The sequence below is a fragment of the Pseudomonas sp. p99-361 genome (assembly GCF_003935475.1).
GTDB classification, from domain to species: Bacteria; Pseudomonadota; Gammaproteobacteria; order Pseudomonadales; family Pseudomonadaceae; genus Aquipseudomonas; species Aquipseudomonas juntendi.
On the sequence record NZ_RHQO01000038.1, the window covers coordinates 1 to 25349 of the forward strand.

26 protein-coding genes are annotated in these 25349 nt (G+C 63.7%); 11 read left to right on the forward strand and 15 right to left on the reverse strand.

Annotation, left to right across the window (positions count from 1 at the left end; genetic code table 11):
* Positions 1-222: 222 nt before the first annotated feature.
* From EGJ22_RS16860 to cmoB, 3 genes are all read left to right on the forward strand, one after another.
* Positions 223-615: a protease inhibitor I42 family protein gene (locus tag EGJ22_RS16860; protein ID WP_029886102.1), complete on the forward strand. Its 393-nt coding sequence runs from the start codon at positions 223-225 to the stop codon at positions 613-615.
* 88 nt (positions 616-703) lie between these two features.
* Entirely contained in the window at positions 704-1447 is a 744-nt protein-coding gene (gene cmoA, locus EGJ22_RS16865) for a carboxy-S-adenosyl-L-methionine synthase CmoA (protein WP_009684753.1), read from the forward strand.
* A complete protein-coding gene (gene cmoB, locus EGJ22_RS16870) occupies positions 1444-2400 on the forward strand; it encodes a tRNA 5-methoxyuridine(34)/uridine 5-oxyacetic acid(34) synthase CmoB (protein WP_029886103.1) in 957 nt (318 codons plus the stop codon). Before cmoA ends, cmoB begins: the two co-directional genes overlap by 4 nt.
* Before the next feature lie 183 nt (positions 2401-2583).
* Here the strand turns inward: cmoB and EGJ22_RS16875 are convergent, their stop codons facing one another.
* Positions 2584-2787 (reverse strand): hypothetical protein, encoded by a 204-nt coding sequence (locus EGJ22_RS16875; RefSeq protein WP_009684756.1) that lies wholly within the window; start codon positions 2785-2787, stop codon positions 2584-2586.
* 244 nt (positions 2788-3031) lie between these two features.
* Here EGJ22_RS16875 and EGJ22_RS16880 point away from each other — a divergent pair, with 244 nt between their 5' ends.
* Together EGJ22_RS16880 and EGJ22_RS16885 are read left to right on the forward strand one after the other, a co-directional pair.
* On the forward strand, positions 3032-3706 hold the full coding sequence (locus EGJ22_RS16880) for a heavy metal response regulator transcription factor (protein WP_009684757.1): 675 nt from the start codon (positions 3032-3034) through the stop codon (positions 3704-3706).
* Positions 3703-5085 carry a heavy metal sensor histidine kinase gene (locus tag EGJ22_RS16885; RefSeq protein WP_029886104.1) on the forward strand — a complete coding sequence of 461 codons (1383 nt, stop codon included), beginning with the start codon at positions 3703-3705 and terminating at the stop codon, positions 5083-5085. The genes EGJ22_RS16880 and EGJ22_RS16885 overlap by 4 nt, the downstream gene beginning before the upstream one ends.
* Positions 5086-5131: 46 nt before the next feature.
* On the opposite strand, the gene pdxJ is transcribed toward EGJ22_RS16885, so the two are convergent.
* The 10 genes from pdxJ to rpoE all read right to left on the reverse strand — a co-directional run bounded on the left by pdxJ (position 5132) and on the right by rpoE (position 15149).
* Positions 5132-5854 (reverse strand): pyridoxine 5'-phosphate synthase, encoded by a 723-nt coding sequence (pdxJ, locus tag EGJ22_RS16890; protein WP_220464566.1) that lies wholly within the window; start codon positions 5852-5854, stop codon positions 5132-5134.
* 61 nt (positions 5855-5915) lie between these two features.
* Positions 5916-6599, reverse strand: a complete 684-nt coding sequence (gene recO, locus EGJ22_RS16895; RefSeq protein WP_029886106.1) for a DNA repair protein RecO — start codon at positions 6597-6599, stop codon at positions 5916-5918.
* Positions 6600-6768: 169 nt separating this feature from the next.
* On the reverse strand, positions 6769-7671 hold the full coding sequence (gene era / locus EGJ22_RS16900) for a GTPase Era (protein WP_029886107.1): 903 nt from the start codon (positions 7669-7671) through the stop codon (positions 6769-6771).
* Positions 7664-8353: a ribonuclease III gene (gene rnc / locus EGJ22_RS16905; protein ID WP_009684761.1), complete on the reverse strand. Its 690-nt coding sequence runs from the start codon at positions 8351-8353 to the stop codon at positions 7664-7666. The genes era and rnc overlap by 8 nt, the downstream gene beginning before the upstream one ends.
* A gap of 163 nt (positions 8354-8516) precedes the next feature.
* Positions 8517-9371 (reverse strand): signal peptidase I, encoded by an 855-nt coding sequence (lepB, locus tag EGJ22_RS16910; protein WP_009684762.1) that lies wholly within the window; start codon positions 9369-9371, stop codon positions 8517-8519.
* Positions 9372-9376: 5 nt separating this feature from the next.
* Positions 9377-11176 (reverse strand): translation elongation factor 4, encoded by a 1800-nt coding sequence (gene lepA / locus EGJ22_RS16915; protein WP_029886108.1) that lies wholly within the window; start codon positions 11174-11176, stop codon positions 9377-9379.
* 181 nt (positions 11177-11357) lie between these two features.
* Positions 11358-12791: a DegQ family serine endoprotease gene (locus tag EGJ22_RS16920; protein WP_029886109.1), complete on the reverse strand. Its 1434-nt coding sequence runs from the start codon at positions 12789-12791 to the stop codon at positions 11358-11360.
* Positions 12792-12967: 176 nt separating this feature from the next.
* Positions 12968-13933, reverse strand: coding sequence for a MucB/RseB C-terminal domain-containing protein (locus tag EGJ22_RS16925; protein WP_029886110.1), 966 nt, complete (start codon positions 13931-13933; stop codon positions 12968-12970).
* A 12-nt stretch (positions 13934-13945) separates the two neighbouring features.
* The gene (locus EGJ22_RS16930) at positions 13946-14536 is read right to left on the reverse strand and encodes a sigma-E factor negative regulatory protein (protein ID WP_029886111.1); all 591 of its coding nucleotides are present in this window, start codon (positions 14534-14536) and stop codon (positions 13946-13948) included.
* 31 nt (positions 14537-14567) lie between these two features.
* Complete coding sequence (gene rpoE / locus EGJ22_RS16935) at positions 14568-15149, reverse strand: RNA polymerase sigma factor RpoE (RefSeq protein WP_003252049.1); 582 nt, start codon at positions 15147-15149, stop codon at positions 14568-14570.
* A 432-nt stretch (positions 15150-15581) separates the two neighbouring features.
* Between rpoE and nadB the strand changes: the two genes are divergently transcribed.
* A complete protein-coding gene (nadB, locus tag EGJ22_RS16940; protein ID WP_029886112.1) occupies positions 15582-17186 on the forward strand; it encodes an L-aspartate oxidase in 1605 nt (534 codons plus the stop codon).
* A 275-nt stretch (positions 17187-17461) separates the two neighbouring features.
* Here the strand turns inward: nadB and EGJ22_RS16945 are convergent, their stop codons facing one another.
* Positions 17462-17926, reverse strand: coding sequence for a protein YgfX (locus EGJ22_RS16945; RefSeq protein ID WP_064314584.1), 465 nt, complete (start codon positions 17924-17926; stop codon positions 17462-17464).
* Positions 17910-18164 carry a succinate dehydrogenase assembly factor 2 gene (locus EGJ22_RS16950; RefSeq protein WP_009684770.1) on the reverse strand — a complete coding sequence of 85 codons (255 nt, stop codon included), beginning with the start codon at positions 18162-18164 and terminating at the stop codon, positions 17910-17912. The genes EGJ22_RS16945 and EGJ22_RS16950 overlap by 17 nt, the downstream gene beginning before the upstream one ends.
* Before the next feature lie 133 nt (positions 18165-18297).
* Here EGJ22_RS16950 and EGJ22_RS16955 point away from each other — a divergent pair, with 133 nt between their 5' ends.
* Both EGJ22_RS16955 and EGJ22_RS16960 read left to right on the forward strand, forming a co-directional pair.
* The gene (locus EGJ22_RS16955; protein WP_029886133.1) at positions 18298-19239 is read left to right on the forward strand and encodes a folate-binding protein YgfZ; all 942 of its coding nucleotides are present in this window, start codon (positions 18298-18300) and stop codon (positions 19237-19239) included.
* 55 nt (positions 19240-19294) lie between these two features.
* The gene (locus tag EGJ22_RS16960) at positions 19295-20101 is read left to right on the forward strand and encodes an HDOD domain-containing protein (protein WP_029886132.1); all 807 of its coding nucleotides are present in this window, start codon (positions 19295-19297) and stop codon (positions 20099-20101) included.
* A gap of 48 nt (positions 20102-20149) precedes the next feature.
* Here EGJ22_RS16960 and EGJ22_RS16965 read toward each other — a convergent pair whose 3' ends face one another.
* Both EGJ22_RS16965 and EGJ22_RS16970 read right to left on the reverse strand, forming a co-directional pair.
* Complete coding sequence (locus tag EGJ22_RS16965; RefSeq protein WP_009684773.1) at positions 20150-21529, reverse strand: sensor histidine kinase; 1380 nt, start codon at positions 21527-21529, stop codon at positions 20150-20152.
* The gene (locus EGJ22_RS16970) at positions 21522-22193 is read right to left on the reverse strand and encodes a response regulator (protein WP_009684774.1); all 672 of its coding nucleotides are present in this window, start codon (positions 22191-22193) and stop codon (positions 21522-21524) included. Before EGJ22_RS16970 ends, EGJ22_RS16965 begins: the two co-directional genes overlap by 8 nt.
* Before the next feature lie 198 nt (positions 22194-22391).
* Between EGJ22_RS16970 and EGJ22_RS16975 the strand changes: the two genes are divergently transcribed.
* From EGJ22_RS16975 to EGJ22_RS16985, 3 genes are all read left to right on the forward strand, one after another.
* Positions 22392-23681: an OprD family porin gene (locus EGJ22_RS16975; RefSeq protein ID WP_009684775.1), complete on the forward strand. Its 1290-nt coding sequence runs from the start codon at positions 22392-22394 to the stop codon at positions 23679-23681.
* A 45-nt stretch (positions 23682-23726) separates the two neighbouring features.
* Positions 23727-24707, forward strand: coding sequence for a tripartite tricarboxylate transporter substrate binding protein (locus EGJ22_RS16980; RefSeq protein ID WP_029886131.1), 981 nt, complete (start codon positions 23727-23729; stop codon positions 24705-24707).
* Between the two features lie 182 nt (positions 24708-24889).
* Positions 24890-25348, forward strand: a complete 459-nt coding sequence (locus EGJ22_RS16985) for a tripartite tricarboxylate transporter TctB family protein (RefSeq protein ID WP_029886130.1) — start codon at positions 24890-24892, stop codon at positions 25346-25348.
* The last annotated feature ends 1 nt before the right edge of the window (position 25349 follow it).

Here is a 25349-nt window from a genome sequence, read left to right on the forward strand (position 1 = left end):
GCTCGCGATTGCGCCGCGCGGGCGGCGCTCGCTCTAACAGGCGCTGCCATACCTTGTGGCAAACACCTGTCAGCCCTGACGCGATCCCTGTGGAAGCCCGGCTTGCCGGCGATGGGCCGCACAGCGGCCCCAACCGCTTGACTGACCGGCATCAGGCACAAGCCCCACAAATTTCCTTGATCATCGGTTATCCTCAGGCCATCGCCAGCCTCCGGAGCCAACATGACCGCCCCTCGTCTGCTCGTTCCCCTGAGCTTCGCCCTGCTGGGCGCCTGCGCCCAGCAACCCACTCAACCCGTCGAACTGGACGCCGAAAGCGAGTGCCCCATCCGCCTGCAGGTTGGCCAGAACCTCACGCTGAGCCTGCCCAGCAACCCCTCTACCGGCTACCGTTGGCGTGTGCAGGAGCCGGCAGCCGGTGTACTGCACAGCCTTGGCCCCGAGGTCTACAGCGCGCCAGACGACACAGGCATGGTCGGCAGCTCGGGTTTGTCCACCTGGCGCTACCAGGCCCACGCCCGGGGTGAAGGCAAGCTGGTGCTGGTCTACCAGCAGCCTTGGGCCACCGACGTCGCGCCCGTGCAAACCTTCGATTGCGCCCTTCGGGTCAACTGAGCTGCAGCGCCGGTCAGCCAATCATGCATCCAGGCCGCGGTTTGGCTAGAATGCCGCCCTTGCCTACCACCCGCAGCCTGGATCCGCCGTGAGCAAACAACCCGACCGCCTTTTTGCCCAACCCCTGGAGCAAGTGCCCGACTTCGTCTTCAACGAGGACGTGGTGCGCGTGTTCCCAGACATGATCAAGCGCTCGGTGCCGGGGTATCCAACCATCGTGGAAAACCTCGGTGTGCTGGCCGCACGCTTTGCCCAGCCGCATACCGCCCTTTACGACCTGGGCGCATCGCTGGGTGCGGTCACCCAGTCGCTGCGCCGGCATGTGCGCAGCGATGGCTGCCGGGTGATCGCGGTCGACAACTCCGCCGCCATGGTCGAGCGCTGCCGCCAGTACCTCACCGCCCAAGACTCGATGTTTCAGGAGCTGTTGCCGGTACAGGTGCTCGAAGCCGATATCCTCGCCCTCCCTTTCGAGCCCGCCTCGGTGGTGGCGATGAACTTCACCCTGCAATTCATCGCCCCCGACCAACGCCTGGCACTGCTTGCCCGCATCCGCCAGGCACTGCTGCCCGGCGGTGCGTTGATCCTGTCGGAAAAACTGCGCTTCGCCGATGAACAAGCCCAGGACCTGCTCAATGAGCTGCACCTGGACTTCAAGCGGGCCAACGGTTACAGCGAACTCGAAATCGCCCAGAAACGCAGCGCCATTGAAAATGTGATGCGCCCCGATACCCTCGAAACCCACCAGGAGCGCCTGCTTGCCGCCGGCTTCTCGAAAGTGGTGCCGTGGTTCCAATGCCTTAACTTCGCCTCGTTGATAGCCCTGCCATGATCGATCTGTCTTCCCTGGTCCGCCGCCTGGCGGCTACCCCCCTGGCTTCCTGGTCGCAAGGCCTGCAAGCGCAACTGCAAGCCAAGCTGGAAAAGGGCCACGGTGACCTGGACCGCTGGCGCGGTGCGCTGGAAGCCTTGCCCGCCGTGCAACCGAGTGAAGTCGACCTGGTCAACGGCCTGCGCCTGGACTGCGACTGCGACGCGGCCACCCGTGCACAGATGCGCCAGGCCTTGATGGGCCTGTCACCTTGGCGCAAAGGCCCGTTCGACCTGTTCGGCGTGCACGTCGACACCGAATGGCGTTCCGACTGGAAGTGGTCTCGCGTGGCCCCCCACCTGGATCTCAAGGGCAAACGTGTGCTCGATGTCGGTTGTGGCAACGGCTACTACCAGTGGCGCATGCTCGGTGCGGGCGCCGACATGGTGATCGGCGTCGACCCCAACTGGCTGTTTTTCTGCCAGTTCCAGGCGGTGCAGCAATACCTGCCGGAACTGCCCGCCTGGCACCTGCCTTTCGCGCTCGAAGAACTGCCGGCCAACCTGGAAGGGTTCGATACGGTGTTTTCCATGGGCGTGTTCTACCACCGCCGCTCGCCCATCGAGCACCTGCTGGCGCTGAAAGACTGCCTGGTCAAAGGGGGGGAGCTGGTACTGGAAACCCTGGTGGTCGAGGGTGATGAAAACCAGGTGCTGGTGCCCGAAGACCGCTACGCACAGATGCGCAATGTCTGGTACCTGCCTTCGGTACCGGCGTTGGCGCGCTGGTTGCGCCGTGCCGGCTTCAGCGACGTACGCTGCGTCGACGTGAGTGTGACCAGCATTGAAGAGCAGCGCAGCACCGACTGGATGCGTTACCAGTCCTTGGCTGACTTCCTCGACCCGAACGACCACAGCAAGACCATCGAAGGCCTGCCCGCACCACGCCGGGCCACCCTGCTGGCGCGCAAATAAAAAAAGCGCCCATAGGGGTAATGCCTGTCAGTTAAGTAATTTGGGGCCGCTTTGCGACCCTTCGCGGGCGTGCCCGCGAAGGGCTGCAAAGCAGCCCCATTAACGCTTAACTGACAGGCATTACCCATGCGGGCGCCTGAAGACAGCAACGCCGGGGAGCAGTGCCGGCGCCGCTGTTGCGACTCAATCCTTGGCCACCTCACGGGCCTTCTCTTGCGCCTTGCGCTCGCGCTCGGCCACGGCCTGCTGCTTGTCGCCGTGCAGGCGCTGCTGGTCTTCGCGGAACGCTTGCCAGAACTGCCTGGAGCGCTCCGCACCGCCCTCGGCGTAGACACTGGCGCTGCCCAGGGCAAGGGTGGCCAACAGTAGGTATTTGGTCAGGTTCATCGGGGTTGCCTCGTGGTAGCCGATCAGTCAGGCCATGGTCGCAGGGGCTGGCTAACAGCAAGGTGAGGCGCGGATTACAGTCCTGCAATGTGCCGGCGCCGCAACGGACAGCCAGATAACACCCGCATTACAAATCCGTTATCTACGCCTCGGCCGCTAACGCATGCCGTAACATCCTGCGCCTTGACCCTGATGTCACTAAAGGGTCGAGAATCGCCCCCTTTTCACCACACCGAGCCAACCCATGCGCCTACTGATCATCGAGGACGAGCTGCGTACCGCCGATTACCTGCAGCAAGGGCTGCGCGAAAACGGCTATGTGGTCGACTGCGCCCATACCGGCACCGACGGCCTGCACCTGGCACGCCAGCACCCGTACGACCTGGTCATCCTCGACGTCAACCTGCCCGAGCTCGATGGCTGGACCGTGCTTCAGCGCCTGCGTGCCGAATCGGCCACGCGCATCATGATGCTGACCGCCCATGGCCGCCTGGCCGACCGGGTAAAGGGCCTGGACCTGGGCGCCGATGACTACCTGCTCAAACCCTTTGAGTTCCCTGAACTGCTGGCGCGCATTCGCAGCCTGCTGCGCCGCAACGACCAGCAACTGCAACCCAGTACCCTGCGGGTCGCCGACCTTGAGCTGGACCCGGGCCGCCACCGCGCCTATCGCGCCGGGCAACGCATCGACCTGACCGCCAAGGAGTTCGCCCTGCTCCACCTGCTGATGCGACAGACCGGTGAAGTACTGTCGCGCACGCAGATCATCTCACTGGTGTGGGACATGAATTTCGATTGCGACACCAATGTGGTGGAGGTCTCGATCCGGCGCCTGCGCGCCAAGATCGATGACCCGTTCGACACCAAACTGATCCACACCCTGCGCGGTGTCGGTTACGTGCTGGAGGCGCGTTTTTGAAGACTACCAGCCTCTCTTTGCGCCTGGGCCTTAGCGTCACGCTGATGGGCGCTGCGCTGGTGTTGTTGCTGGCCTGCCTGGCCGTGTTCGCCCTGGATCACGAGCTGGACAGCCGCGCACGCAAGGACCTGGCGCGCAAGATGCTGCAGGTCGAGCACAACCTGCGCGTCGATCTGCGCAGCGAGGACCTGGGCACCAGGGCCCACCCCCTGCTCGACCTGGTGATGGGGCACGACAACCTCAGCCTCAGCGTACTGGCGCAGGAAAGCCGCCACCCGCACCTGCTCAGCCTGGGGCCGGCACTGGACTCGCGCGTCGCTGAGCTGCCCACCGACGAACGCCTGGCCTTTCACGCCTGGCGCGACAGCAGCGGCAACCAGATCCTGACCGTCAGCCGGTTGATGCGCCTGCGTGACAACACCCCGGTCAAGGTGCTGATGTCGCTCAACCGCGCCGACGATAACGCCCTGTTGCAGGCGTACCTGCACTCAACCCTGCTGGCGCTGCCACTGCTGCTGCTGCTGATTGGCGCGGGGGCCTGGTGGCTGATGCAGCGCGGCCTCAAGCCCCTGCGCCATTTCCGGCGCATCGCTGGCCAGGTTTCGGCCCAGGACCTGCAGCATCGCCTGCCCGCCAGCGGCCTGCCACTGGAACTGGCTGAACTCGCGCGCAGCATCAACGTGATGCTCGACCGCCTCGATCAGGGTGTCAGCCAGCTCGCGCAGTTCTCCGACGACTTGGCGCACGAACTGCGTACCCCCTTGAGCAACCTGATGGGCAAGGCCCAGGTGACCCTGACACGCGAACGGGAGAACGCCAACTACCGGGAGGTGCTGGAAGACAGTATCGAGGAGCTGACCCGGCTCAACCGCATCATCAATGACATGCTGTTTCTCGCCCAGGTCAGCCAACCGCAAACCCAGGTGGCGCTCAAGCCCTTGGCGTTGGCCGACGAGACTGCCCGGGTAGTCGAGCTGTTCGCCTTCAGTGCCGAGCTCAAAGGCGCAGCGCTGCGGGTGCAGGGTTGGGGCACGGCGTTGGGCGACCGGTTGATGGTTCAACGGGCGCTGTCGAACCTGTTGAGCAATGCCATACGGCACAGCCCTGAGGGTGAACCGGTCGACTTGCATATCCAGCGTACAGGCAACGAAATACGGCTATCTGTGCAGAACCGTGGCCCAGGCATCGCTGCGGCTGAGCAGCCACAGCTGTTCGAACGCTTTTACCGGGTGGGTTCGGGGCGCTCGCGGTTGGAGGGCGGGACCGGCTTGGGGCTGGCGATCGTCAAATCGATCATGCAACTGCACGGGGGGCGGGTTGAGGTGAGCAGCAGCCCCTCGGGGCCGACCCGCTTTACCCTGGTGTTTCCTGCCGAGTGATCGGCCGCCTGTACCCGCGGATAGGCAGGTACAGGCAACTGACAGATCAGCGCGAAGCCGCGACGATCAGGGCCTTCATCTCGGCCACAGCAGCCTTGAAGCCCACGAACAGGGCATGCGCCACCAATGCGTGGCCAATGTTCAGCTCATTGATGCCCTTGATCGCCGCCACAGCCTCGACGTTGTGGTAATGCAGGCCATGGCCGGCATTGACGATCAGCCCCTGACCCACGCCAAACGCCACACCGTCGACAATGCGCCGCAGCTCATCGGCCACCTCGGCTGGGGTTTGCGCGTCGGCATAGCGCCCGGTGTGCAGCTCGATGGCGGGGGCGCCGACCCGGCGTGCGGCCTCGATCTGCCGCTCGTCAGCATCGATGAACAGCGACACTTCGGCGCCAGTGCGTGCCAGGCGTTCGACCGCCGCCTTGATCCGTGCCTCCTGCCCGGCCACGTCCAGGCCACCTTCGGTGGTCAGCTCCTGACGGGTTTCAGGTACCAGGCAGATGTGCGCCGGGCGAATTTTCTCGGCAAAGGCCATCATCTCTTCGGTGACGCCCATTTCGAAGTTCATGCGCGTCTGCAGCACGTCCTTGAGCAGCACCACGTCGCGCTCCTGAATGTGCCGGCGATCTTCGCGCAGGTGCACGGTAATGCCGTCGGCGCCTGCTTCCTCGGCATCCAGGGCAGCCTTGACCGGGTCAGGGTAACGCGTGCCGCGGGCCTGGCGCAGGGTTGCCACGTGGTCGATGTTGACGCCAAGAAGCATGCGGTTGCTGTGAGTCACGAAAGGCTCTCCTGAAGATTGAGGCCCACAGCATACGTCGTGATCAGCGCTTGCGAAACAGTTCCCGGCTGACCAGTGGCTTGCCGCCCAGGTGAACGGCCAGGGCCTGGCGCATCAGGCGCTTGGCGGCGAGCAAGGCACCGTCCGCGCTCCAATCGGCTTGCGCCAGGGCCAGCAGCTCGGTGCCGCGGAACAAGCCAGGTTGCGCCAGCTCGACCCGTTCCAGGCCTGCGTCCACGCGCAAGCGGTACAGGCCATCGGCGGCAATGGGGTGGTCGTTGACGTCCTGGCTCAGGGAAAACGCGTAACCAAGCTCATCGAGCAGCCGCCATTCGAACGAACGCAGCAGCGGTTCCAGCGGGCGCCCCTCGGCCAGGGCCTGCAGGGTGAGTGTGTAGTGCTCGAAAAGGGCCACGGATGGCGCCTCGGCAGGCAGCAGGCGCATCAGCAACTCGTTGAGGTACAGCCCGCTGAACAGTGCATCGCCATGCAACCAGGCGGCGATGCCGGCGCTGTCCATGCGCCCGACATTCTTCAGCTCGCCACGCCCGCGCAGTTCGAGCTCCAGCGGCACGAACGGCCGTACCAGGCTGCCACCCTTGCCGCGCGCACGGCGCAGTACCGCACGCATGCGGCCCTGCGGGGTGAAAAAGTCCACCAGCGCACTGGTTTCCTTGTAGGCGCGGCTGTGCAGCACATAGGCTGGCTGGCCGACAGGTTGTTCCATGGGAGATCACTCGTTCCCTGTCGCCAGGAAAACCGCATAGTGGGGCGGCTGTGCAGCCCATCGCCGGCAAGCCAGCTCCCACACCGACCGCATCGCCCCAGGGCTTGTGCAGTACCTGTGGCAGCTGGCTTGCCGGCGATGGGCCGCACCGCGGCCCCAACAGTATTGCTTAGAGGTCGCCGTAACCCAGTGAACGCAACGCGCGCTCATCGTCGGACCAGCCACCTTTCACCTTGACCCACAGGTTGAGCATGACCTTGGAGTCGAACAGCACTTCCATGTCTTTGCGTGCCTCGGAGCCGATGCGCTTGATGCGCTCGCCCTTGTCGCCAATGATGATCTTTTTCTGGCCATCGCGCTCAACCAGGATCAGCGCGTGGATGTGCAGCACGTGCCCCTGCTGCTTGAATTCCTCGATCTCCACGGTGATCTGGTAAGGCAACTCAGCCCCCAGCTGGCGCATGATCTTCTCGCGCACCAGTTCGGCCGCCAGGAAACGGCTGCTGCGGTCGGTGATCTGGTCTTCCGGGAAGAAGTGGTCATTTTCCGGCAGGTGCTTGGCGATCTGCGCTTCCAGCGCCTCGAGGTTATGGCCCTGCTGCGCAGAAATCGGCATCACCTCGGCGTTCGGCAACTGCTCCTGCAGCCATTGCAGGTGCGGGATCAGCTCGGCCTTCTCTTCCATGCGGTCGGTCTTGTTGACCGCGATGATCAGCGGCCCGGTCACGTACTGCACGCGCTCCAGCACCAGTTGGTCCTCGTCGGTCCACTTGGTACGGTCGACCACGAAGATCACCACATCGACGTCTTTCAAGGCCGCCGAAGCATTGCGGTTCATGTAGCGGTTCAGGGCCTTGTCGTTGGCCTTGTGCATGCCAGGGGTATCGACGTAGATCGCCTGCACATCACCTTCGGTCTTGATGCCGAGCATGTTGTGGCGGGTGGTCTGCGGCTTGCGCGAGGTAATCGCCAGCTTCTGGCCGAGGATGTGGTTGAGCAGGGTCGACTTGCCCACGTTCGGGCGGCCGACAATGGCTACATAGCCGCAGCGGGTCGGGTTGCTCTCAGTCATTGCCATTCTCCACGCCCAGGGCGATCAGTGCAGACGCAGCGGCAACTTGCTCGGCAATACGCCGACTAACGCCTTGGCCACGGCTCTTGTTGTTCAGCAGCACCACTTCGCATTCGACGAAGAAGGTGCGGCAGTGCGGCTCGCCCTGGATATCCACCACTTCGTAGCGCGGCAGCTCGCAGCTGCGCGACTGCAGGAACTCTTGCAGGCGGGTTTTCGGGTCCTTGTTGGTGTCGACCAGGGTCAGGCCCTCGAACTCATTGGCCAGCCAGGCCAGCACGCGCTCGCGGGCGGTTTCCATGTCGGCGTCCAGGTAAATGGCGCCAATCAGTGCTTCCAGCGCATCGGCAAGGATCGACTCGCGGCGAAAACCACCGCTCTTGAGCTCGCCGGACCCCAGGCGCAGGTACTCACCAAGGTCGAAGCCACGGGCCAGGCGGGCCAGGGTTTCGCCCTTGACCAGCCGCGCCCGTAGGCGCGACAGCTGGCCTTCGCGGGCCTGCGGAAAACGCTCGAACAGCGCTTCACCGGCGACGAAGTTGAGAATGGCGTCACCCAGGAACTCCAGGCGCTCGTTGTTGCGCCCGGCGTAACTGCGATGGGTCAGCGCCAGGAGCATCTGGTCCTGGTTCTTGAAGGTGTAGCCGAGCTTTCGCTCCAGACGGGCAAGGGAAGCACTCATGCGGCCACCCGTTGGTTATTTAACGCGTTGTTCAAATCAACATCCTGAAAGACTGTTTGGCTGTGGCCCGCCGCGTGATGTGCGGCGAATCTCCCGATCCCTGAGAACACAGCCTATGTCAGAAATGCATTCGGCGCTGTCTGCTGGACAGCGCCGATGGGTATCAATGGATCAAACCGACCCGCGACAGGTTGGGCAGGTGACTGAGCTTGGGTTCCGGCCAGCTCATCCATACCGCGAAGGCCTTGCCGACGATGTTCCGGTCCGGAACCATGCCGTGCAGCTCCTTGGGAATGTTCGGGTCATCCCAGAAACGGCTGTCGTTGGAGTTGTCGCGGTTGTCGCCCATCATGAAGTAGTGGCCTGCCGGCACGGTCCATTGCTGGTCCGGCGGCATGCGATAGCGGCTCATTTCCTTGCGGATCAGGTGTTCGGTCTCGCCCAGCTTTTCCTTGTACAGCGTGGCGCTGCCCAAGGTGCCCGGCTCGCTACCTACCAGCTGTTCGGCAACCGGCTGGCCGTTGACGAACAGGCGCTTGTCGTTGGTATAACGCACCACGTCGCCTGGCAGGCCGACCACACGCTTGATGTAGTTGACGTTCGGGTCGCTCGGGTAACGGAACACCATGACGTCGCCGCGCTGCGGGTCACCCACTTCGATGACCTTCTTGTCGATCACCGGCAGGCGAATGCCATAGGAGAACTTGTTCACCAGGATGAAATCGCCCACTTCCAGAGTGGGTTTCATCGACCCCGAAGGGATCTGGAACGGCTCGACCAGGAACGAGCGCAGTACCAGTACGATGAACAGCACCGGGAAGAACGACTTGCCGTACTCGACCAGCAACGGTTCCTTGTTCAGGCGCTCGACCACCGCCATTTCAGGCTGGCTTACGCTGCCCTGATAGTTGGCAATAGCCGCACGCCGGCGCGGGGCCAGGAACAGCAAGTCGATCAAGCCCAGCAAACCGCAGACGAATACGGCAATGACCAGCAACAGCGGGAAATTTAGCGACATAGGACCTAGCTATCCAACCTGAGCACGGCGAGGAAGGCTTCCTGTGGAATTTCCACGTTGCCCACCTGTTTCATGCGTTTCTTACCGGCCTTCTGCTTCTCCAGCAGTTTCTTCTTACGGCTGACGTCACCACCGTAGCACTTGGCCAGTACGTTCTTTCTGAGCGCCTTGACGGTTGTCCGGGCAATGATCTGGCCGCCAATGGCTGCCTGGATCGCCACGTCGAACATCTGCCGAGGGATCAGTTCCTTCATCTTCTCGGTCAACGCACGGCCTTTGTAGGCCGCGTTGTCGCGGTGCACGATCAATGCCAGGGCATCGACCTTGTCGCCGTTGATCAGCACGTCCAGCTTGACCAGGTTGGCCGACTGGTAGCGATCAAAATGGTAATCCAGCGAAGCATAGCCGCGGCTGGTGGATTTGAGGCGGTCGAAGAAGTCCAGCACCACTTCGTTCATCGGCATGTCATAGCGCACCTGCACCTGGCTGCCGAGGAACTGCATGTCGCGCTGCACACCACGCTTCTCGATGCACAAGGTGATCACGTTACCCAGGTGCTCCTGCGGCACCAGAATGGTCGCGGTCACGATAGGCTCGCGGAAGTCGGCCACGGCTGAAACATCCGGGAGCTTGGACGGGTTGTCGACGACAATAGTTTCGCCGGTTTTCAACTCCAGCTCGTAGATCACGCTGGGTGCGGTGGTGATCAGGTCCAGGTCGTACTCGCGCTCCAGGCGCTCCTGGATGATCTCCATGTGCAGCATGCCGAGGAAGCCGCAACGGAAACCGAAGCCCAGTGCATCGGAGCTTTCCGGCATGTACTGCAGCGACGAATCGTTCAGGGTGAGCTTCTGCAGGGCATCGCGGAAGTCTTCGAAGTCGTCGGAGCTGACCGGGAACAGGCCTGCGTAGACCTGCGGCTGGATTTTCTTGAAGCCTGGCAGCACTTCGACCTCGGGGGTCGAGGACAAGGTCAGGGTGTCGCCTACCGGGGCACCGTGAATGTCCTTGATGCTGGCGATGATGAAGCCCACTTCACCGGCTTTCAGGTCGGCGGTCTGGGTGTGTTTCGGGGTGAACACCCCCACGCTGTCGACCAGGTGCACCTTGCCGGTGGACTTGACCAGGATCTTGTCGCCCTTCTTGACGCGCCCCTGGCGCACGCGCACCAGCGAGACCACGCCCAGGTAGTTGTCGAACCAGGAGTCGATGATCAGCGCTTGCAGCGGCGCATCGATTTCGCCCACGGGTGCCGGGATCGAGTGCACCAGGCGCTCGAGCACCTCGTCCACGCCCATGCCGCTCTTGGCACTGCAGGCCACGGCGTCAGTGGCGTCGATACCGATGATTTTCTCGATTTCGTCCTTGACGCGGTCCGGGTCGGCCTGGGGCAGGTCCATCTTGTTGAGGACCGGCATGACCTCCAGGCCCTGCTCGATGGCGGTGTAGCAGTTGGCAACCGACTGGGCCTCCACACCCTGGCCGGCGTCGACCACCAGCAGTGCGCCTTCACAGGCTGCCAGCGAGCGCGAGACTTCGTAGGTGAAGTCGACGTGGCCGGGGGTGTCGATGAAGTTCAGCTGGTAGATCTTGCCGTCCTGCGCCTTGTAGTGCAGCGTGACGCTGTGGGCCTTGATGGTAATACCGCGTTCGCGCTCCAGGTCCATGGAGTCCAGTACCTGGGCTTCCATTTCGCGAGCCGTCAGGCCACCGCACATCTGGATGAAACGGTCGGCCAGCGTCGACTTGCCATGGTCGATGTGGGCGATGATGGAGAAATTGCGGATATGACTCAAATCACTCACGGGTCAACACTCGAAAAGGCTGCGAGCCGGACGCCCGCCGAAAAATAGCCGGGCATTGTACCTTAAGCTGTTCGCAGATGGGAGATTCCTCTGCCCGACTGTACACAACTAACCGCCAGTCAATTGTGAATATTCATGAAAAAGGGCAGCCGAAGCTGCCCTTTTCGCCCCACCTGGCCGCTTATTCAGCGAGCTTGAAGGTGATGAAGCTGGCACGGCCCTGACGCAGCACGCGCATCGACACCGAGCGGTTCTTCGGCAGTTCCTTGGCGATTTCGGTGAATTCCTTGGCCGAGCCGATGGCCTGGTTGTTCAGGTGGCTGATGACGTCACCCGGGCGCAGGCCGATGAGCGCTGCCGGACCATCCTGGACTTCCTTGATCACCACGCCGCCCTTGAGCTCGAGGGATTTTTTCTGCTCGGCGGTCAGGTCGGCGACCGCGACACCCAGGCGGTTGCTGCTGCGCTCGGTGCTGCCGTCGGCACCGGCGGTGATGTCGGCGTCGTCGTCCGGCATGGCGCCCACGGCCACGTCCAGGGTCTGGCGCTTGCCGTTGCGGATGATTTCCAGCTTGGCTTTCTCGCCATCCTTGAGGCTGCCGACCAGGTGCGGCAGGTCGGCCGACATGACGATCGGCTGGCCGTTCATGCTCAGGATCACGTCACCCACCTGCAAGCCACCCTTGGCGGCCGGGCCGTTTTCCAGCACCTGGGCTACCAGGGCGCCGGCCGGCTTGTCGAGGCCGAAGGATTCGGCCAGGTCCTTGTTGACCTCCTGAATCACCACGCCCAGCCAGCCGCGGCTGACTTTGCCGTCTTTCTTCAACTGGTTGGAAACGTCGAGCGCCACATCGATCGGGATGGCGAACGACAGGCCCATGAAGCCGCCCGAACGGGTGAAGATCTGCGAGTTGATACCCACCACTTCGCCCTTCATGTTGAACAGCGGACCACCGGAGTTACCCGGGTTGATGGCCACGTCGGTCTGGATGAACGGCACATAGGTATCGTTGGGCAGGGTGCGGCCCTTGGCGCTGACGATGCCCTTGGTCACCGAATGGTCGAAGCCGAACGGCGAACCGATGGCCAATACCCACTCGCCCACCTTGAGCTTCTCGGAGTCGCCCAGTTTCACGGTGGGCAGGTTCTTGCCATCGACCTTGAGCAAGGCCACGTCGGTACGGGGATCGGTGCCGATCAGCTTGGCCTGCAGCTCACTGCGGTCCGACAGGCGGACGATGATCTCGTCGGCATCGGCGACCACATGGTTGTTGGTCAACACATAGCCATCGCTGGAAATGATGAAGCCAGAGCCCAGCGACATGGCCTCACGCTGGCGATCGCCACGGGGCGAGCGCGGCTGTTGCGGCATGTTGCGCTCGAAGAATTCGCGGAACATCGGCGGCAGGCCTTCCAGGTCCGGCATCTGGCCCTGTGCGACGCGGCGGTCCGGCAGCTTCTGCTTGGTGCTGATGTTGACCACCGCGGGCGAGGCCTGCTCGACCAGCGTGGTGAAGTCCGGCAGGGCTTCGTCGGCCTGGGCGGTGAGCGCCTGGCCGAGCATCAGCACGGTGGCGACCATCATTAGGTAGGATTTCAAGCGTGGTATTGACATACGGCTCCCGTCACAACGAGCGGTAGTTAGAAAGGCCCCTGCACAAAACAGGAAAGGCCAGGCTCCTGAAAGCCTGACCTATAGAAAATTTGCCGCAGGATTGCAAATGACAATGCTTTAATTTCATTTCAGGCGCATGCCCGGCTGCCTTTGGCACGGCCCGCAAACGGGCACCTTTACTGGCGTGCCTGGGCATCCTGAGGTCGCATGGACAGGGCAACACGCTCTGCCGTACCCAGGGGGATTTCACCGACGACCGTCACCATGACCTTGCCCTTGGGCGTATTCAGGCGACGCGAAACCGCCGACGTCGGCCCAAGCTGGGTGCGCACATCGTTACCACCGTCATCCTTGACCGGCTCGAGGAACACCGAGAAGCGCGCCAGGCCATCGTCGTACATCAGGCTACTGACCGAGCTGCCAAGCTTGGGGTCGCGGTGCACGGTGCTGTTGACCAGTTCGAAGCCCGGCGGCAACCAGTCCGAACGCCAGGCGGCGATGTTGTCATTGCTGACCGAGGCCACATGCTGCACAGGCTTGCAGGCGACGCTTGGCTGCAGGTCGCTGTCGCTGGGCAGGTCATCTGTATCGAGACGGGTCATCTGGAAGCGTTCCAGCAACTGCCCCTTGTCGTTGAGCATCAAGGAGCGCAGCGGCAGGCCGGTCTTGCGGTCCAGGTGCAATTCGAAGGCATAGCGGTGCTGGTCGCGCGGCGTGAGCGTCACAATCACCGCGTCACGCCCGGCCACGCGTGACTTGCCCGCCACGCTCAGGTCGTACCAACCCATGAGCTTAAGGGGATCAAGCACACGCGGTGCAGTATCTGGAGGGCTGGTAACCCCGCTGGCCAAGGCGCCGCTGACACACGCCACCTTGCCATCCACGCGCACGATTTCCTCGGCAGCGCCGTCGAGCTGCAATAGCCGCTCGCTGACCTTGCCGCCCTCTACCCTGTGCCAGATATCGTGGGAAGAAAAACTACCGTTGCGTTCGTAGACGAAAGCGCCTTGGTAGCTCTGTTTTTGCTCGGCCTGTGCCAGCTTGTTCAGCCATTCACTCGCCTCGGGCGAAGAATTGGCTGCCAACGCTGGCACCGTCATGCAGCTGCCAAACAGCAGCGTCAGGAGAGGTAGCGCGCGCATGAGCCTCCTTACTTAACGGTTTTCCAGGCTGGCAGCGCGGGCATACGGCAGTGCAGTTTCAGTACCCTTGAGCGCAGACTCCTGAGCATGCTGGCGCAGGTAACCTGGCAGACGCTGATCCCAGCCGGCCTGGTTCTGCAGCACACCGTTGGCCATTGGCCCGGTCGGTTGCTCGCTGCTCTCGGTGTAACCTGCCAATACTGCAGGGCCCTGTGCTTGTGGCACGCTCACGCCCTGCTGGACCGGCTGCTGGGCAGCCAGCTCGGCCCCAGTGATCTCGTCCTGGTTGTACATGCGCACACCCGCCAGCACGGCCACGGTGACCGAAGCAGCCACAGCCAGGCGGCCGATGCTGCGCCACGGGCCCTTGTTGACCTTGGCCGGCACGGCTTCATCGGCCAGCGCCGCAGACACCGCCGAGGCGATATCCAGGTTGGGCAGCAGCAACTCCTTGTGCATGGCTGCGCGGGCTACCTGGTAACGGGACCAGGTGGCACGGGTTTCGGCTTCGTCGACGGCGTTCAACACCCGACGCAATTCCAGTTCGTCCGCTTCGTTATCCATTACCGCGGACAGCGATTCCTGCAAAGCTTCACGACTCATGGCGGTTCCTCTCTTGGCTGTCGCCGCTGTCTCAGGTTTCCTGCAACAACGGTTGCAGGGCTTTGTCTATGGCCTCCCGAGCGCGGAAGATTCGAGAGCGCACGGTACCCACCGGACATTGCATGACACTGGCAATGTCTTCGTAACTCAGGCCATCGAACTCACGCAGGGTAAGCGCCGTGCGCAGGTCTTCGGGCAGTTGCTGGATGGTGCGATGGACGGTGCCTTCGATCTCATCCCGCAACAACGAGCGCTCTGGAGACTCAAGATCCTTGAGGCCATGATCGCCGTCGTAAAACTCCGCATCCTCGGAGCTGACATCGCTGTCTGGCGGCCGTCTTCCACGGGACACCAGGTAGTTCTTCGCCGTGTTGATGGCGATGCGGTACAGCCACGTGTAAAACGCACTGTCGCCGCGGAAATTGCCAAGTGCACGGTAGGCCTTGATAAAGGCTTCCTGCGCAACATCCTGGGCCTCGTGGGTATCGTGAACGAACCGCACGATCAACCCGAGAATCTTGTGCTGATACTTCAGCACCAACAGATCGAACGCTCGCCTGTCGCCGCGCTGCACGCGCTCGACAAGTTGCTGATCCTCTTCCTGGGTTAGCATGAACACTCCTCAGTGAACTCGAAGGAGCGTTGCAACAGCCATCGCTCAGGCTTGCAACCATAGACTCGGGCTTTTCGCAAAAGTTCTCCCCTCCAAGCAAGTTTCCTGCAGCCCTTGGTCGGCTTGCACGGAAGACGAGGCACGGTCATCGCCGGCTTCGTCGATAATCAGGTTACGTGTACGCAGGGACAGCCGGGACAGGCCTGCCGCCCTGCGTCGCCGCGGCAATTTGTGGCGTGCGGGCAACCTTCATAGGATTTCCGGCCATGTCGGAAAGTTCCCACAAAGGTTGGCCACGCTGGCAGCTGGCATGGAAATTGGCCACCGGGGGCTGCTATAAAGGCAGCCCGGTCGAGCGAACAATAGTTTCACTATGCCACCTGCGCGTGGCTATTGTGCCGCGCCCCCTCCAAAGATTACTAGTGTCCCGACATGAGCCAACAATTCCAACATGATGTCCTGGTGATCGGCAGCGGTGCCGCCGGTCTCAGCCTGGCACTCAACCTCCCCAGCCACCTGCGCATCGCCGTGCTGAGCAAGGGCGACCTGGCCAATGGCTCGACCTTCTGGGCCCAGGGCGGTGTCGCTGCGGTGCTGGACAATACCGACACAGTGCAGTCGCATGTGGAGGATACCCTCAATGCCGGCGGCGGCCTGTGCCATGAAGACGCCGTACGCTTTACTGTCGAACACAGCCGCGAGGCCATACAGTGGCTGATCGAACAAGGCGTACCGTTTACCCGCGACGAGCACTACAGCGTCGACGATGGCGGCTTCGAGTTCCACCTTACCCGCGAGGGCGGCCATAGCCACCGGCGGATCATCCACGCCGCCGATGCGACCGGTGCCGCCATTTTCACCACGCTGCTCAAGCAGGCCCGCTCGCGCCCGAATATCGAGCTGCTGGAACAGCGCGTGGCAGTCGACCTGATCACCGAGCGGCGCCTGGGCCTGCCCGGCGAGCGCTGCCTGGGCGCCTATGTGCTCAACCGCAACAGTGGTGAGGTCGACACCTTCGGGGCACGCTTCACCGTGCTGGCCACTGGCGGCGCGGCCAAGGTCTACCTCTACACCAGCAACCCCGACGGCGCGTGTGGCGACGGCATTGCCATGGCCTGGCGGGCCGGTTGCCGGGTGGCGAACCTGGAGTTCAACCAGTTCCACCCGACCTGCCTGTATCACCCGCAGGCCAAGAGCTTCCTGATCACCGAGGCCCTGCGTGGCGAGGGCGCCCTGCTGCGCCTGCCCAATGGCGAGCGTTTCATGCCACGTTTCGACCCGCGCGAGGAACTGGCGCCCCGCGATATCGTCGCCCGCGCCATCGACCACGAAATGAAGCGCCTGGGTGTGGACTGCGTGTACCTGGACATCACCCACAAGCCAGCCGAGTTCATCAAGGGCCACTTCCCCACCGTGTACGAGCGGTGCCTGGCGTTTGGCATCGACATCACCCGCCAGCCGATTCCGGTGGTGCCTGCCGCGCACTACACCTGCGGCGGGGTAATGGTCGACGACCGCGGCCACACCGATGTGCCGGGTTTGTACGCGATTGGCGAAACCAGTTTCACGGGCCTGCATGGCGCCAACCGCATGGCCAGCAACTCACTGCTGGAGTGTTTTGTGTATGGCCGCGCCGCGGCTGCCGACATCGAGGCCAACCTGCAGCAGGTGAGCATGCCAAGGGCTCTGCCGGGTTGGGATGCCAGCCAGGTGACCGATTCGGACGAGGACGTGATCATCGCGCACAACTGGGACGAGTTGCGGCGGTTCATGTGGGACTACGTGGGTATCGTGCGCACCAGCAAGCGCCTGCAGCGGGCGCAGCACCGCATTCGGTTGCTGCTGGATGAAATCGACGAGTTCTACAGTAACTACAAGGTCAGCCGCGACCTGATCGAACTGCGCAACCTGGCACAGGTGGCCGAGCTGATGATCCTGTCGGCGATGCAGCGCAAGGAGAGCCGCGGCTTGCATTACACCCTGGACTACCCGGGCATGCTGGACGAAGCAAAGGACACGGTGCTCAGCCCGGCCTGAGCGCTGCAGCGCCTGGGGTATCGAGCGCCGCCCGCGCGGCGCATCGCGAGCTGCGCTCGCTCCTACGTTTGTTTCGGGCCAATGATGCCTGTTGGATTTGCGCGCGAGCGCCTTGGTGCATGGCTCGATATCGCGTCGTACGAACAAGGCGATCGCGCGCGCCCGGCACAGGCATCATTGGCCCGAAACAAACGTAGGAGCGAGCGCAGCTCGCGATGCGCCGCACGGGCGGCGCTCGATGCCACAGGCGCCATAACTGCCACGGCGAACACCCGTCAGCCCTGACTTGCACCCACCCCGCCCCAGCGCCGCCGGCTGAATTTCAACCGCACCCGCAACCGCCGATGCTCATCCGCGCCCAGGGCATCCGGCGGTATACACTGGCTTTGCCCCAACCAGCGCCCGGCGCGCTCAAAGCGCACCACCACCAACCCAGGCAGGGCCATGCTGTCCCGGCACAGCCGCACCGGCTGCCAGCCACCACCACGGGTGTACACCTGCCAGCCGCGCACATCACGGCGCAAGCCGGTAACGGCCTGTTCATGGGTCAACAGAATACGGCGGGGAAGCGCCCAGGCAGCGTGGGCAAGGCAGGCAATGATGAGGGTAAACGCCAGCCAGGCTGGCAGCGCGCTTGCCCACGCGGCAAGCCAGGCTACCCCCTGGCATGCCAGGTAGACAGCCAGCAGCCGGCGCGAGCCCTGCCAGCGGCACTCATAACACTCACTTGGGCTGGACACGGTCCAGAATGATGCGAACCATGCGCTGCAGCTCCGGGTCTTCAGACTCGGTGCGCTCCATGAACCAGCCGAACATGTCCTGATCCTCGCAGCTCAACAGGCGCACATACAGTTCGCGGTCGGCCTCGTTGAGGGTGGGGTAGACTTCCTGGGTGAAAGGCACCAGCAGCACGTCCAGTTCCAGCATGCCGCGGCGGCTGTGCCAGAACAGCCGGTTGAGTTCAGTTTGTTCGACCATGGGGCCCTCCTCGAATGGCCCGCCAGTATACAGCCAGGCGAGCGCAGCGGCACCGGGCGTTGGTCTACTCACCTACCTATTTTGTTACCGGCGTTCTATGATGGCCGCCAGTCTTTAGCCACCGCGATGACCCATGGCCGATTCCGCTTTCTTCTGCCCCCTGTCCCACGAGGGCATCCTCGCCGTCCGCGGCTCCGATGCAGGCAAGTTCCTGCAAGGCCAGCTGACCTGCAACATCAACTATCTCAGCCAGGACCATGCCGGCCTCGGCGCCCGCTGCATGGTCAAGGGGCGCATGCAGTCGAGCTTCCGTATCCTGCCCGAAGGCAACGGCTACCTGCTGGCCATGGCCAGCGAGCTGCTCGAGGCGCAATTGGCCGACCTGAAGAAGTACGCCGTGTTTTCAAAGGCCACGCTCACCGATGAGAGCAGCGCCTGGGCACGCTTCGGCCTGCAAGGGGGCGAAGCGGCACTGCAAGCACTGGGGATCGACCTGCCCAGCGCCGCGGGCAGCACCGTGCGCCAGGCCGGGCTGATCGCGATCACCGTGTCCGCCGGCCGCGTAGAGCTGTGGGTAGCGGCGGACAACGCCGAGCCCGTGCGCCAGGCCCTCGCCGCCGCCCTGCCCGAAGGCAGCCTCAACGACTGGCTGCTCGGCCAGGTCCGCGCCGGCATCGGTCAGGTCATGGGGCCGACCCGCGAGCTGTTCATTCCCCAGATGATCAACCTGCAAGCCGTCGATGGCGTCAGCTTCAAGAAGGGCTGCTACACCGGCCAGGAAATCGTCGCGCGCATGCAGTACCTGGGCAAGCTCAAGCGCCGTCAGTACCGCCTGGCGCTGGACCAGGCCGCCGTTCCGGCGCCGGGGGCGGAAATCTTCTCGCCCACCCACGGCTCGTCGGTCGGTGAAGTGGTGCTGGCCGCCAGCAACGGTGCCGGCTGCGAATTGCTCGCCGTGCTGAGTGCCGAGGCGGTAGAGGACGACAACCTGCACCTGGGCAGCCTGGAAGGCCCACGCCTGCAGGTGCTGACCCTGCCTTACGAACTGGACCGCGACCGGGAAATCCAGCGCTGACCAGCCTGCCCCGCCCGCGTGGCGGGGCCGCACCACCACTGCGGTAGACACGCCCATGAACAAGCTGGCCGAGATGGTTCAAGCACAGTTGCTCGATGCCATCGAAAAGGATGACCTGGTCCTGCCGACCCTGCCCGAAGTTGCCTTGAGCATCCGTGAGGCGGCAGAAGACAGCGAGATCAGCGTAGCGGCCCTGAGCAAGGTGATCGGCCGTGATGCGGCGCTTTCGGCGCGCCTGATCAAGGTCGTCAACAGCCCACTGCTGCGCGCGGCGGTAGAAGTGACCGACCTGCACACCGCCATCACGCGCCTGGGCATCAACTACAGCTGCAACCTCGCCATCGGCCTGGTCATCGAGCAGATTTTCCACGCCCGCTCGTCGGCCGTAGAACAAAAATTGCGGGAAATCTGGGCCAACAGCCTGGAAGTGGCAGGCATCAGTTACGAAATCACGCGCCGCTACACCCAGCTCAAACCTGAGCAGGCGACCCTGGGTGGGCTGGTCAACCAGATTGGCGCGCTACCCGTGCTGATCTACGCCGAAGAGCACAACGAACTGCTGTCCGATCCGGTGTGCCTGCATTATGTGATCGAGCAGATCCAGCCGGCGTTGGGTGACAAGATTCTCAAGGCGTGGGAGTTTCCGGAGCAATTGGTCAACCTGCCCTCGCAGGTTCAGGACCTGGACCGCCAGACTGACACGGTCGACTACATCGACATCGTGCAGATAGCGCGTTGCATCAGCCAACGTGGGCGCCAGCGGCCGTTGGCGGCGCTGCCGGCGTACCGCCACCTGGGCTTGCCGTTCGGTACCGAACTTGAGGTGGAAGAGCTGCTTGAGGCGCGGAGCATGTTGCGCTGACCCGCTCAAACCTGCGCTGGCCGGCGGTGGGCCAGCACAGGCACCGCGTCAGTCCGCGATAAAACTCACCCGTACCCGCAACCCGCCCTTCGCGCCATCATGCAGGCTCACCTGCGCCAGGTGCGCACGGCAGATCTCGCCCACGATGGCCAGCCCCAACCCGCTGCCCTGCGCACTGCGCCGGTAGAACCGCTCGAAGACCCGCTCGCGCTCAGCCTCGGGAATGCCCGGCCCGTCGTCTTCCACCTCCAGCACGGCCGGGGCCAGCACGCGAATGATCACATTGCCGCCCTGCGGTGTATGCGCCAGGGCATTGTCCACCAGGTTGCTCAACAGCTCGTTGAGCAACGTCGGCTCGCCCTTCAACCAGACCGGCGCCTCGGCCTCCAGCGCCAGCGCAACGCCGCGCTTGTGCGCCAGGGGCGCCATGGCCATGCCCAGCTCCCGGGCCAGTTGGCTCAAGTCCAGGCGCTGCGCACCGCCCTCGGCAATCGCCCGCGCGCCGTTCTCCACCCGTGCCAATGACAGCAACTGGTTGGCCAGGTGGGTCAACCTGTCGGTGCCCTGGGCGGCAGACTCCAACGTTTCCCGCCACGCCTGCGGCTCTGGCGAGCGCAGGCCCAACTCGACGCGCGCCTTCAAGGCCGCCAGCGGCGTGCGCAGTTCGTGCGCGGCATCGGCAATGAACTGCGCCTGGCGCTCGAACTGGCCACGCAGGCGTTCAGTGAAATGGTTCAAGGCACGCACCAATGGGCCCAACTCACGCTGCACCTGCACCACCGGCAGCGCCCGCAGGTCGTCGGGCTGGCGCTCCTCCACCGCTGTGCGCAGGCGCTCCAGCGGCCGCAGCGCCGCACTGACGGCGAACCACACCATCACCAGCGCCGCCAGCGCCAGCATGCCCAGGCGCAGCAAGGTATCGGCCATCAATCCGCGGGCCATGCTCACCCGCGCCTCCTCGGTCTCGGCCACCCGGATTTCCGCCATGCCATTCATGTTCGGCTCGCTCACTGCCTTGAGCAAACTGACCACGCGCACGTCCTGGCCCAGGTAGGTGGCGTTGTAGAACCGCGCCAGCGCCGGGTAATCGTCGGTGCGGGGCGTGCCTGGCGGCGGTGGCGGCAGGTTCTCGTAACCGGAAATCAGCCGCTGCTGGATATCGAGCACGGTGTAGTAAATGCGCCCGGCGCTGTCGTAGGCGAAGGTGTCCAGCGCCACGTAAGGCACGTCGGCGCTCAGCGAGCCATCGCGCTGCGACAGCCCCGCGGCGATGGTCCGTGCCGAAGCCAGCAGGGTACGGTCGTAGGCGGTATCGGCAGCCTCGCGACCATTCCAGTAGGCGCTCAGGCCGCTGGCCAGCATCAGCACCACCAGCAGCAACGCGAGGTTGCCCATCAAGCGCCCGCGCAGGCTGCCATTGTCACGCATCGCGGTGCTCTAGCAGGTAGCCCAGGCCGCGGAAGGTGACGATGGCTACCGGCTGGCCGTCGAGCTTCTTGCGCAAGCGGTGGATGTAGATTTCGATGGCATCGGGGCTGGCCTCCTCGTCCAGGCCGAAGACCTGGGCGGCCAGCTGTTCCTTGCTCATCACCCGGCCCGGGCGGGCGATCAGCGCCTCCAGCACACTCTGCTCACGGGAGGTCAGGGTCAGGTTGTCGTCGCCAAGGGCAAAACGCCGGGTATCGAGGTCGTACACCAACGGCCCGCAGCGCTGCTGGCGCTCCCCACCGAGCACGCTGCGCCGCAGCAGGGCTTTGACCCGGGCTTCCAGCTCGGTCAGCTCGAACGGCTTGGCCAGGTAGTCATCGGCCCCCAGGTTCAGGCCGTGGACCCGGTCCTTGACGTCGCTGCGGGCGGTCAGCATCAACACCGGCAGGGTCTTGCCACGCCCACGCAAACGCGCCAGCACTTCAAAGCCATCCATGCGCGGCAAGCCGACATCCAGCACGGCCACTGCGTATTCTTCGCTGGCCAGGGCCAGGTCGGCGGCCACGCCGTCATGCAGCACATCCACGGTCAGGCCCAGGCTTTTCAAGGCCAAGGCCACGCTTTCGGCCAGTTGCAGGTGGTCTTCGACCAGCAGCACACGCATCGGTTTCTCCCTCTCGGCTGGGGCAATGGCGCGGAGTGTACCGCTGTCGCCGGGCCTGTGAAGCCCCTTGTGGCAACCTTTCAGGTTGAAAGGTTAGCGAAAGGTTCGTTGCCTAGCATCGCCCTACGGTCGCGCCTCGCACCGAAAAAAGCACCAGCAAGGTGCAACGAATAAGAACAATAAACGGAGTCACCGACGATGCTGTCAGCACAGCCGCAGGCGTTTGCGCCTACCCGTTCCTTTGCCTCACGCCCCAGCACCCTCGCCAGCGCCCTGGCGCTCGCCGGTGTCGCCCCGCTGAGCCAGGCCGCCTTCTTCGAAGACAGCACGGCCACCTTCGAAACCCGCAACATGTACTTCAACCGCGATTTCCGCGACGGCACCAGCGCGCAACAATCCAAGCGCGATGAATGGGCCCAGGGCTTCATGCTCAACTTCGAGTCCGGCTACACCGATGGCACCGTAGGCTTCGGCGTGGACGCGCTGGGCATGCTCGGTATCAAGCTCGACTCCAGCCCGGACCGCACCGACACCGGCCTGCTGCCGACCCACGATGACGGCAAGGCTGCCGACGAATACTCCAAGCTGGGCCTGACCGGCAAGGTCAAGGTCTCCCAGACCGAACTGAAGATCGGCACGCTGATCCCCGAGCTGCCGACCCTGCAACCGAACGACGGCCGGATCCTGCCGCAAACCTTCGAAGGCGGCCTGCTCACCTCGAAGGAAATAAAGGGCCTGACGTTCACTGGCGGGCGCCTGGACAAAGCCAAGGACCGTAACGACACCAATTGGGAAGACCTGGCCCTGAACAACAAGAATGGCCGCTTCGGTGGTTCGTTCAGCGCCGATCACCTGGCCCTGGGTGGGCTCGACTACCAGTTCACCGACCGTATCACCGGCAGCTATCACTTCGCCCAGCTCGACGATATCTACCGCCAGCACTTCATCGGCATGGTCGCCACCCAGCCGTGGGGCCCAGGCACCCTCGGTGCCGACCTGCGCCTGGCCATCAGCGACGACGCCGGTGCCGCCAAGGCCGGCAACATCGACAACACCACGTTCAACGGCATGCTCAGCTACGCCCTGGGTGGGCACAAGGTCAGTGGCGCGTGGCAGCAATTGTCGGGCGACAGCGCGTTCCCTTATGTGGATGGCGCCGACCCCTACCTGGTCAACTTCGTGCAGATCAACGACTTCGCAGGCAAGGACGAGCGGTCCTGGCAGGCGCGCTACGACTACAACTTCGCCGCCCTGGGCGTGCCCGGCCTGACCTTCATGACCCGCTACATCAGCGGCGACAATGTCAGCCGCGCCGCCGGTGGCGAAGGCAAAGAGTGGGAACGCGACACCGAAATGAAGTACGTCGTACAAAGCGGCCCGTTGAAGAACGTGGCCGTGCGTTTGCGCAACGCCACATTCCGCTCCAACCTCGCCCGCGATGCCGACGAAGTGCGGCTGCTGGTGAGCTACAGCGTGGCGCTGTGGTAAGCCGCTAGCCTAACCCGATAACAACAACATTCACGGAGATCGACGATGACCTTTTCACTGCGCCGCCTCGTCCTCGCTACTGGCTGCCTGCTGTTGGCCGGCAACGCCCTCGCTGCCGAACCGAAACGCCCCGAATGTATCGCCCCCGCCTCGCCGGGCGGCGGTTTCGACCTGACCTGCAAGCTGGTGCAAAGCGCCCTGGTGCAGGAAAAGATCCTCAGCAAGCCCATGCGCGTCACCTACATGCCCGGCGGTGTCGGCGCGGTGGCGTACAACGCCGTGGTCGCCCAGCGCCCGGCTGACGCCGGCACACTGGTGGCCTGGTCCAGCGGTTCGTTGCTGAACCTGGCCCAGGGCAAGTTCGGCCGCTTCGACGAAAACGCCGTGAAATGGCTGGCCGCGGTCGGCACCAGCTACGGCGCCATCGCGGTGAAGAGCGACTCGCCCTACAAGACCCTCGACGACCTGGTCGCAGCACTGAAAAAAGACCCGAGCAAAGTGGTGATCGGCTCTGGCGGCACCGTCGGCAGCCAGGACTGGATGCAGACCGCCCTGATCGCCAAGGCCGCCGGGATCAACCCGCGCGACCTGCGTTACGTGGCCCTGGAAGGCGGCGGCGAAATTGCCACGGCCCTGCTGGGCGGCCACATCCAGGTGGGCTCGACCGATATTTCAGACTCCATGCCGCACATTCAGAGCGGCAACATGCGCATCCTCGCGGTGTTCTCGGAAAACCGCCTGGACGAGCCGGAGATGAAAGACATCCCGACTGCCAAGGAGCAGGGCTATGACATCGTCTGGCCGGTGGTGCGCGGTTTCTACCTGGGGCCAAAGGTCAGCGACGAGGATTACGCCTGGTGGAAGCAGTCGTTCGACACGATGCTGGCTTCGGAAGACTTCGCCAAACTGCGTGACCAGCGCGAGCTGTTCCCGTTCGCCATGACCGGCGAAGAACTGGACGGCTATGTGAAGAAGCAAGTGGCTGACTACAAGACGCTGGCCAAGGAATTTGGCCTGATCCAGTAAGCCTGCCGGATCCACCACCCTCCCTGTGTAGGAGCGGCCTTGCGTCGCGATCGGGTCGCGAAGCGGCCCCTGGAACAGCCGTGCGATGCTTCAGACAGATCGCAGAGGCTGGCTTTGCGGCCGCTTCGCGGCCGATCGCGACACAAGGCCGCTCCTACAGCGATCCCAACGAGGATTCCTTCATGATCCTGCAACGCCTCTTCGCCCTGGTCTTGCTGGCGGTGTGCGCCGTGCTTGCCGTAATGGCCTGGCCCTACCAGGCGGCGTTTTCCTATGAGCCGGTGGGCCCGCGTGCCTACCCACTGCTGATGCTCGGCTTGATGGGCCTGGGCCTGCTGTACCTGGCTATCCGCCCGACCCCGATCGTGCGCAAGGACGACGAACCAGAACTGGACCGCGCGACCCTGTTCAAGATCGCCGCGTGTGTCGGCCTGCTGCTGGTTTTCGCCGCCACCTTCGAACCCTTGGGCTTCATTCTCAGTGCCATCCTGGTGGGCCTGCCCATGGCGCGCCTGTATGGCGGCCGCTGGCTGCACAGCGCCATGGTGGTGGTGGGCATGAGCATCTTCCTCTACTGGCTGTTCGACCGCGTGATGGACGTGCCACTGCCCCTTGGCCTGCTGAGCGTACTGGAGAACTGAC

What these genes read in the sequence shown, in the direction of transcription:
- EGJ22_RS16860 (WP_029886102.1), top strand. Translation starts at nt 223, where the DNA reads ATGACCGCCCCTCGTCTGCTCGTTCCCCTGAGCTTCGCCCTGCTGGGC.
- cmoB (WP_029886103.1), top strand. Translation starts at nt 1,444, where the DNA reads ATGATCGATCTGTCTTCCCTGGTCCGCCGCCTGGCGGCTACCCCCCTG.
- EGJ22_RS16875 (WP_009684756.1), bottom strand. Translation starts at nt 2,787, where the DNA reads ATGAACCTGACCAAATACCTACTGTTGGCCACCCTTGCCCTGGGCAGC.
- EGJ22_RS16880 (WP_009684757.1), top strand. Translation starts at nt 3,032, where the DNA reads ATGCGCCTACTGATCATCGAGGACGAGCTGCGTACCGCCGATTACCTG.
- pdxJ (WP_220464566.1), bottom strand. Translation starts at nt 5,854, where the DNA reads ATGCTTCTTGGCGTCAACATCGACCACGTGGCAACCCTGCGCCAGGCC.
- recO (WP_029886106.1), bottom strand. Translation starts at nt 6,599, where the DNA reads ATGGAACAACCTGTCGGCCAGCCAGCCTATGTGCTGCACAGCCGCGCC.
- era (WP_029886107.1), bottom strand. Translation starts at nt 7,671, where the DNA reads ATGACTGAGAGCAACCCGACCCGCTGCGGCTATGTAGCCATTGTCGGC.
- rnc (WP_009684761.1), bottom strand. Translation starts at nt 8,353, where the DNA reads ATGAGTGCTTCCCTTGCCCGTCTGGAGCGAAAGCTCGGCTACACCTTC.
- lepB (WP_009684762.1), bottom strand. Translation starts at nt 9,371, where the DNA reads ATGTCGCTAAATTTCCCGCTGTTGCTGGTCATTGCCGTATTCGTCTGC.
- EGJ22_RS16920 (WP_029886109.1), bottom strand. Translation starts at nt 12,791, where the DNA reads ATGTCAATACCACGCTTGAAATCCTACCTAATGATGGTCGCCACCGTG.
- EGJ22_RS16925 (WP_029886110.1), bottom strand. Translation starts at nt 13,933, where the DNA reads ATGCGCGCGCTACCTCTCCTGACGCTGCTGTTTGGCAGCTGCATGACG.
- EGJ22_RS16930 (WP_029886111.1), bottom strand. Translation starts at nt 14,536, where the DNA reads ATGAGTCGTGAAGCTTTGCAGGAATCGCTGTCCGCGGTAATGGATAAC.
- rpoE (WP_003252049.1), bottom strand. Translation starts at nt 15,149, where the DNA reads ATGCTAACCCAGGAAGAGGATCAGCAACTTGTCGAGCGCGTGCAGCGC.
- nadB (WP_029886112.1), top strand. Translation starts at nt 15,582, where the DNA reads ATGAGCCAACAATTCCAACATGATGTCCTGGTGATCGGCAGCGGTGCC.
- EGJ22_RS16950 (WP_009684770.1), bottom strand. Translation starts at nt 18,164, where the DNA reads ATGGTCGAACAAACTGAACTCAACCGGCTGTTCTGGCACAGCCGCCGC.
- EGJ22_RS16955 (WP_029886133.1), top strand. Translation starts at nt 18,298, where the DNA reads ATGGCCGATTCCGCTTTCTTCTGCCCCCTGTCCCACGAGGGCATCCTC.
- EGJ22_RS16960 (WP_029886132.1), top strand. Translation starts at nt 19,295, where the DNA reads ATGAACAAGCTGGCCGAGATGGTTCAAGCACAGTTGCTCGATGCCATC.
- EGJ22_RS16965 (WP_009684773.1), bottom strand. Translation starts at nt 21,529, where the DNA reads ATGCGTGACAATGGCAGCCTGCGCGGGCGCTTGATGGGCAACCTCGCG.
- EGJ22_RS16970 (WP_009684774.1), bottom strand. Translation starts at nt 22,193, where the DNA reads ATGCGTGTGCTGCTGGTCGAAGACCACCTGCAACTGGCCGAAAGCGTG.
- EGJ22_RS16975 (WP_009684775.1), top strand. Translation starts at nt 22,392, where the DNA reads ATGCTGTCAGCACAGCCGCAGGCGTTTGCGCCTACCCGTTCCTTTGCC.
- EGJ22_RS16980 (WP_029886131.1), top strand. Translation starts at nt 23,727, where the DNA reads ATGACCTTTTCACTGCGCCGCCTCGTCCTCGCTACTGGCTGCCTGCTG.
- EGJ22_RS16985 (WP_029886130.1), top strand. Translation starts at nt 24,890, where the DNA reads ATGATCCTGCAACGCCTCTTCGCCCTGGTCTTGCTGGCGGTGTGCGCC.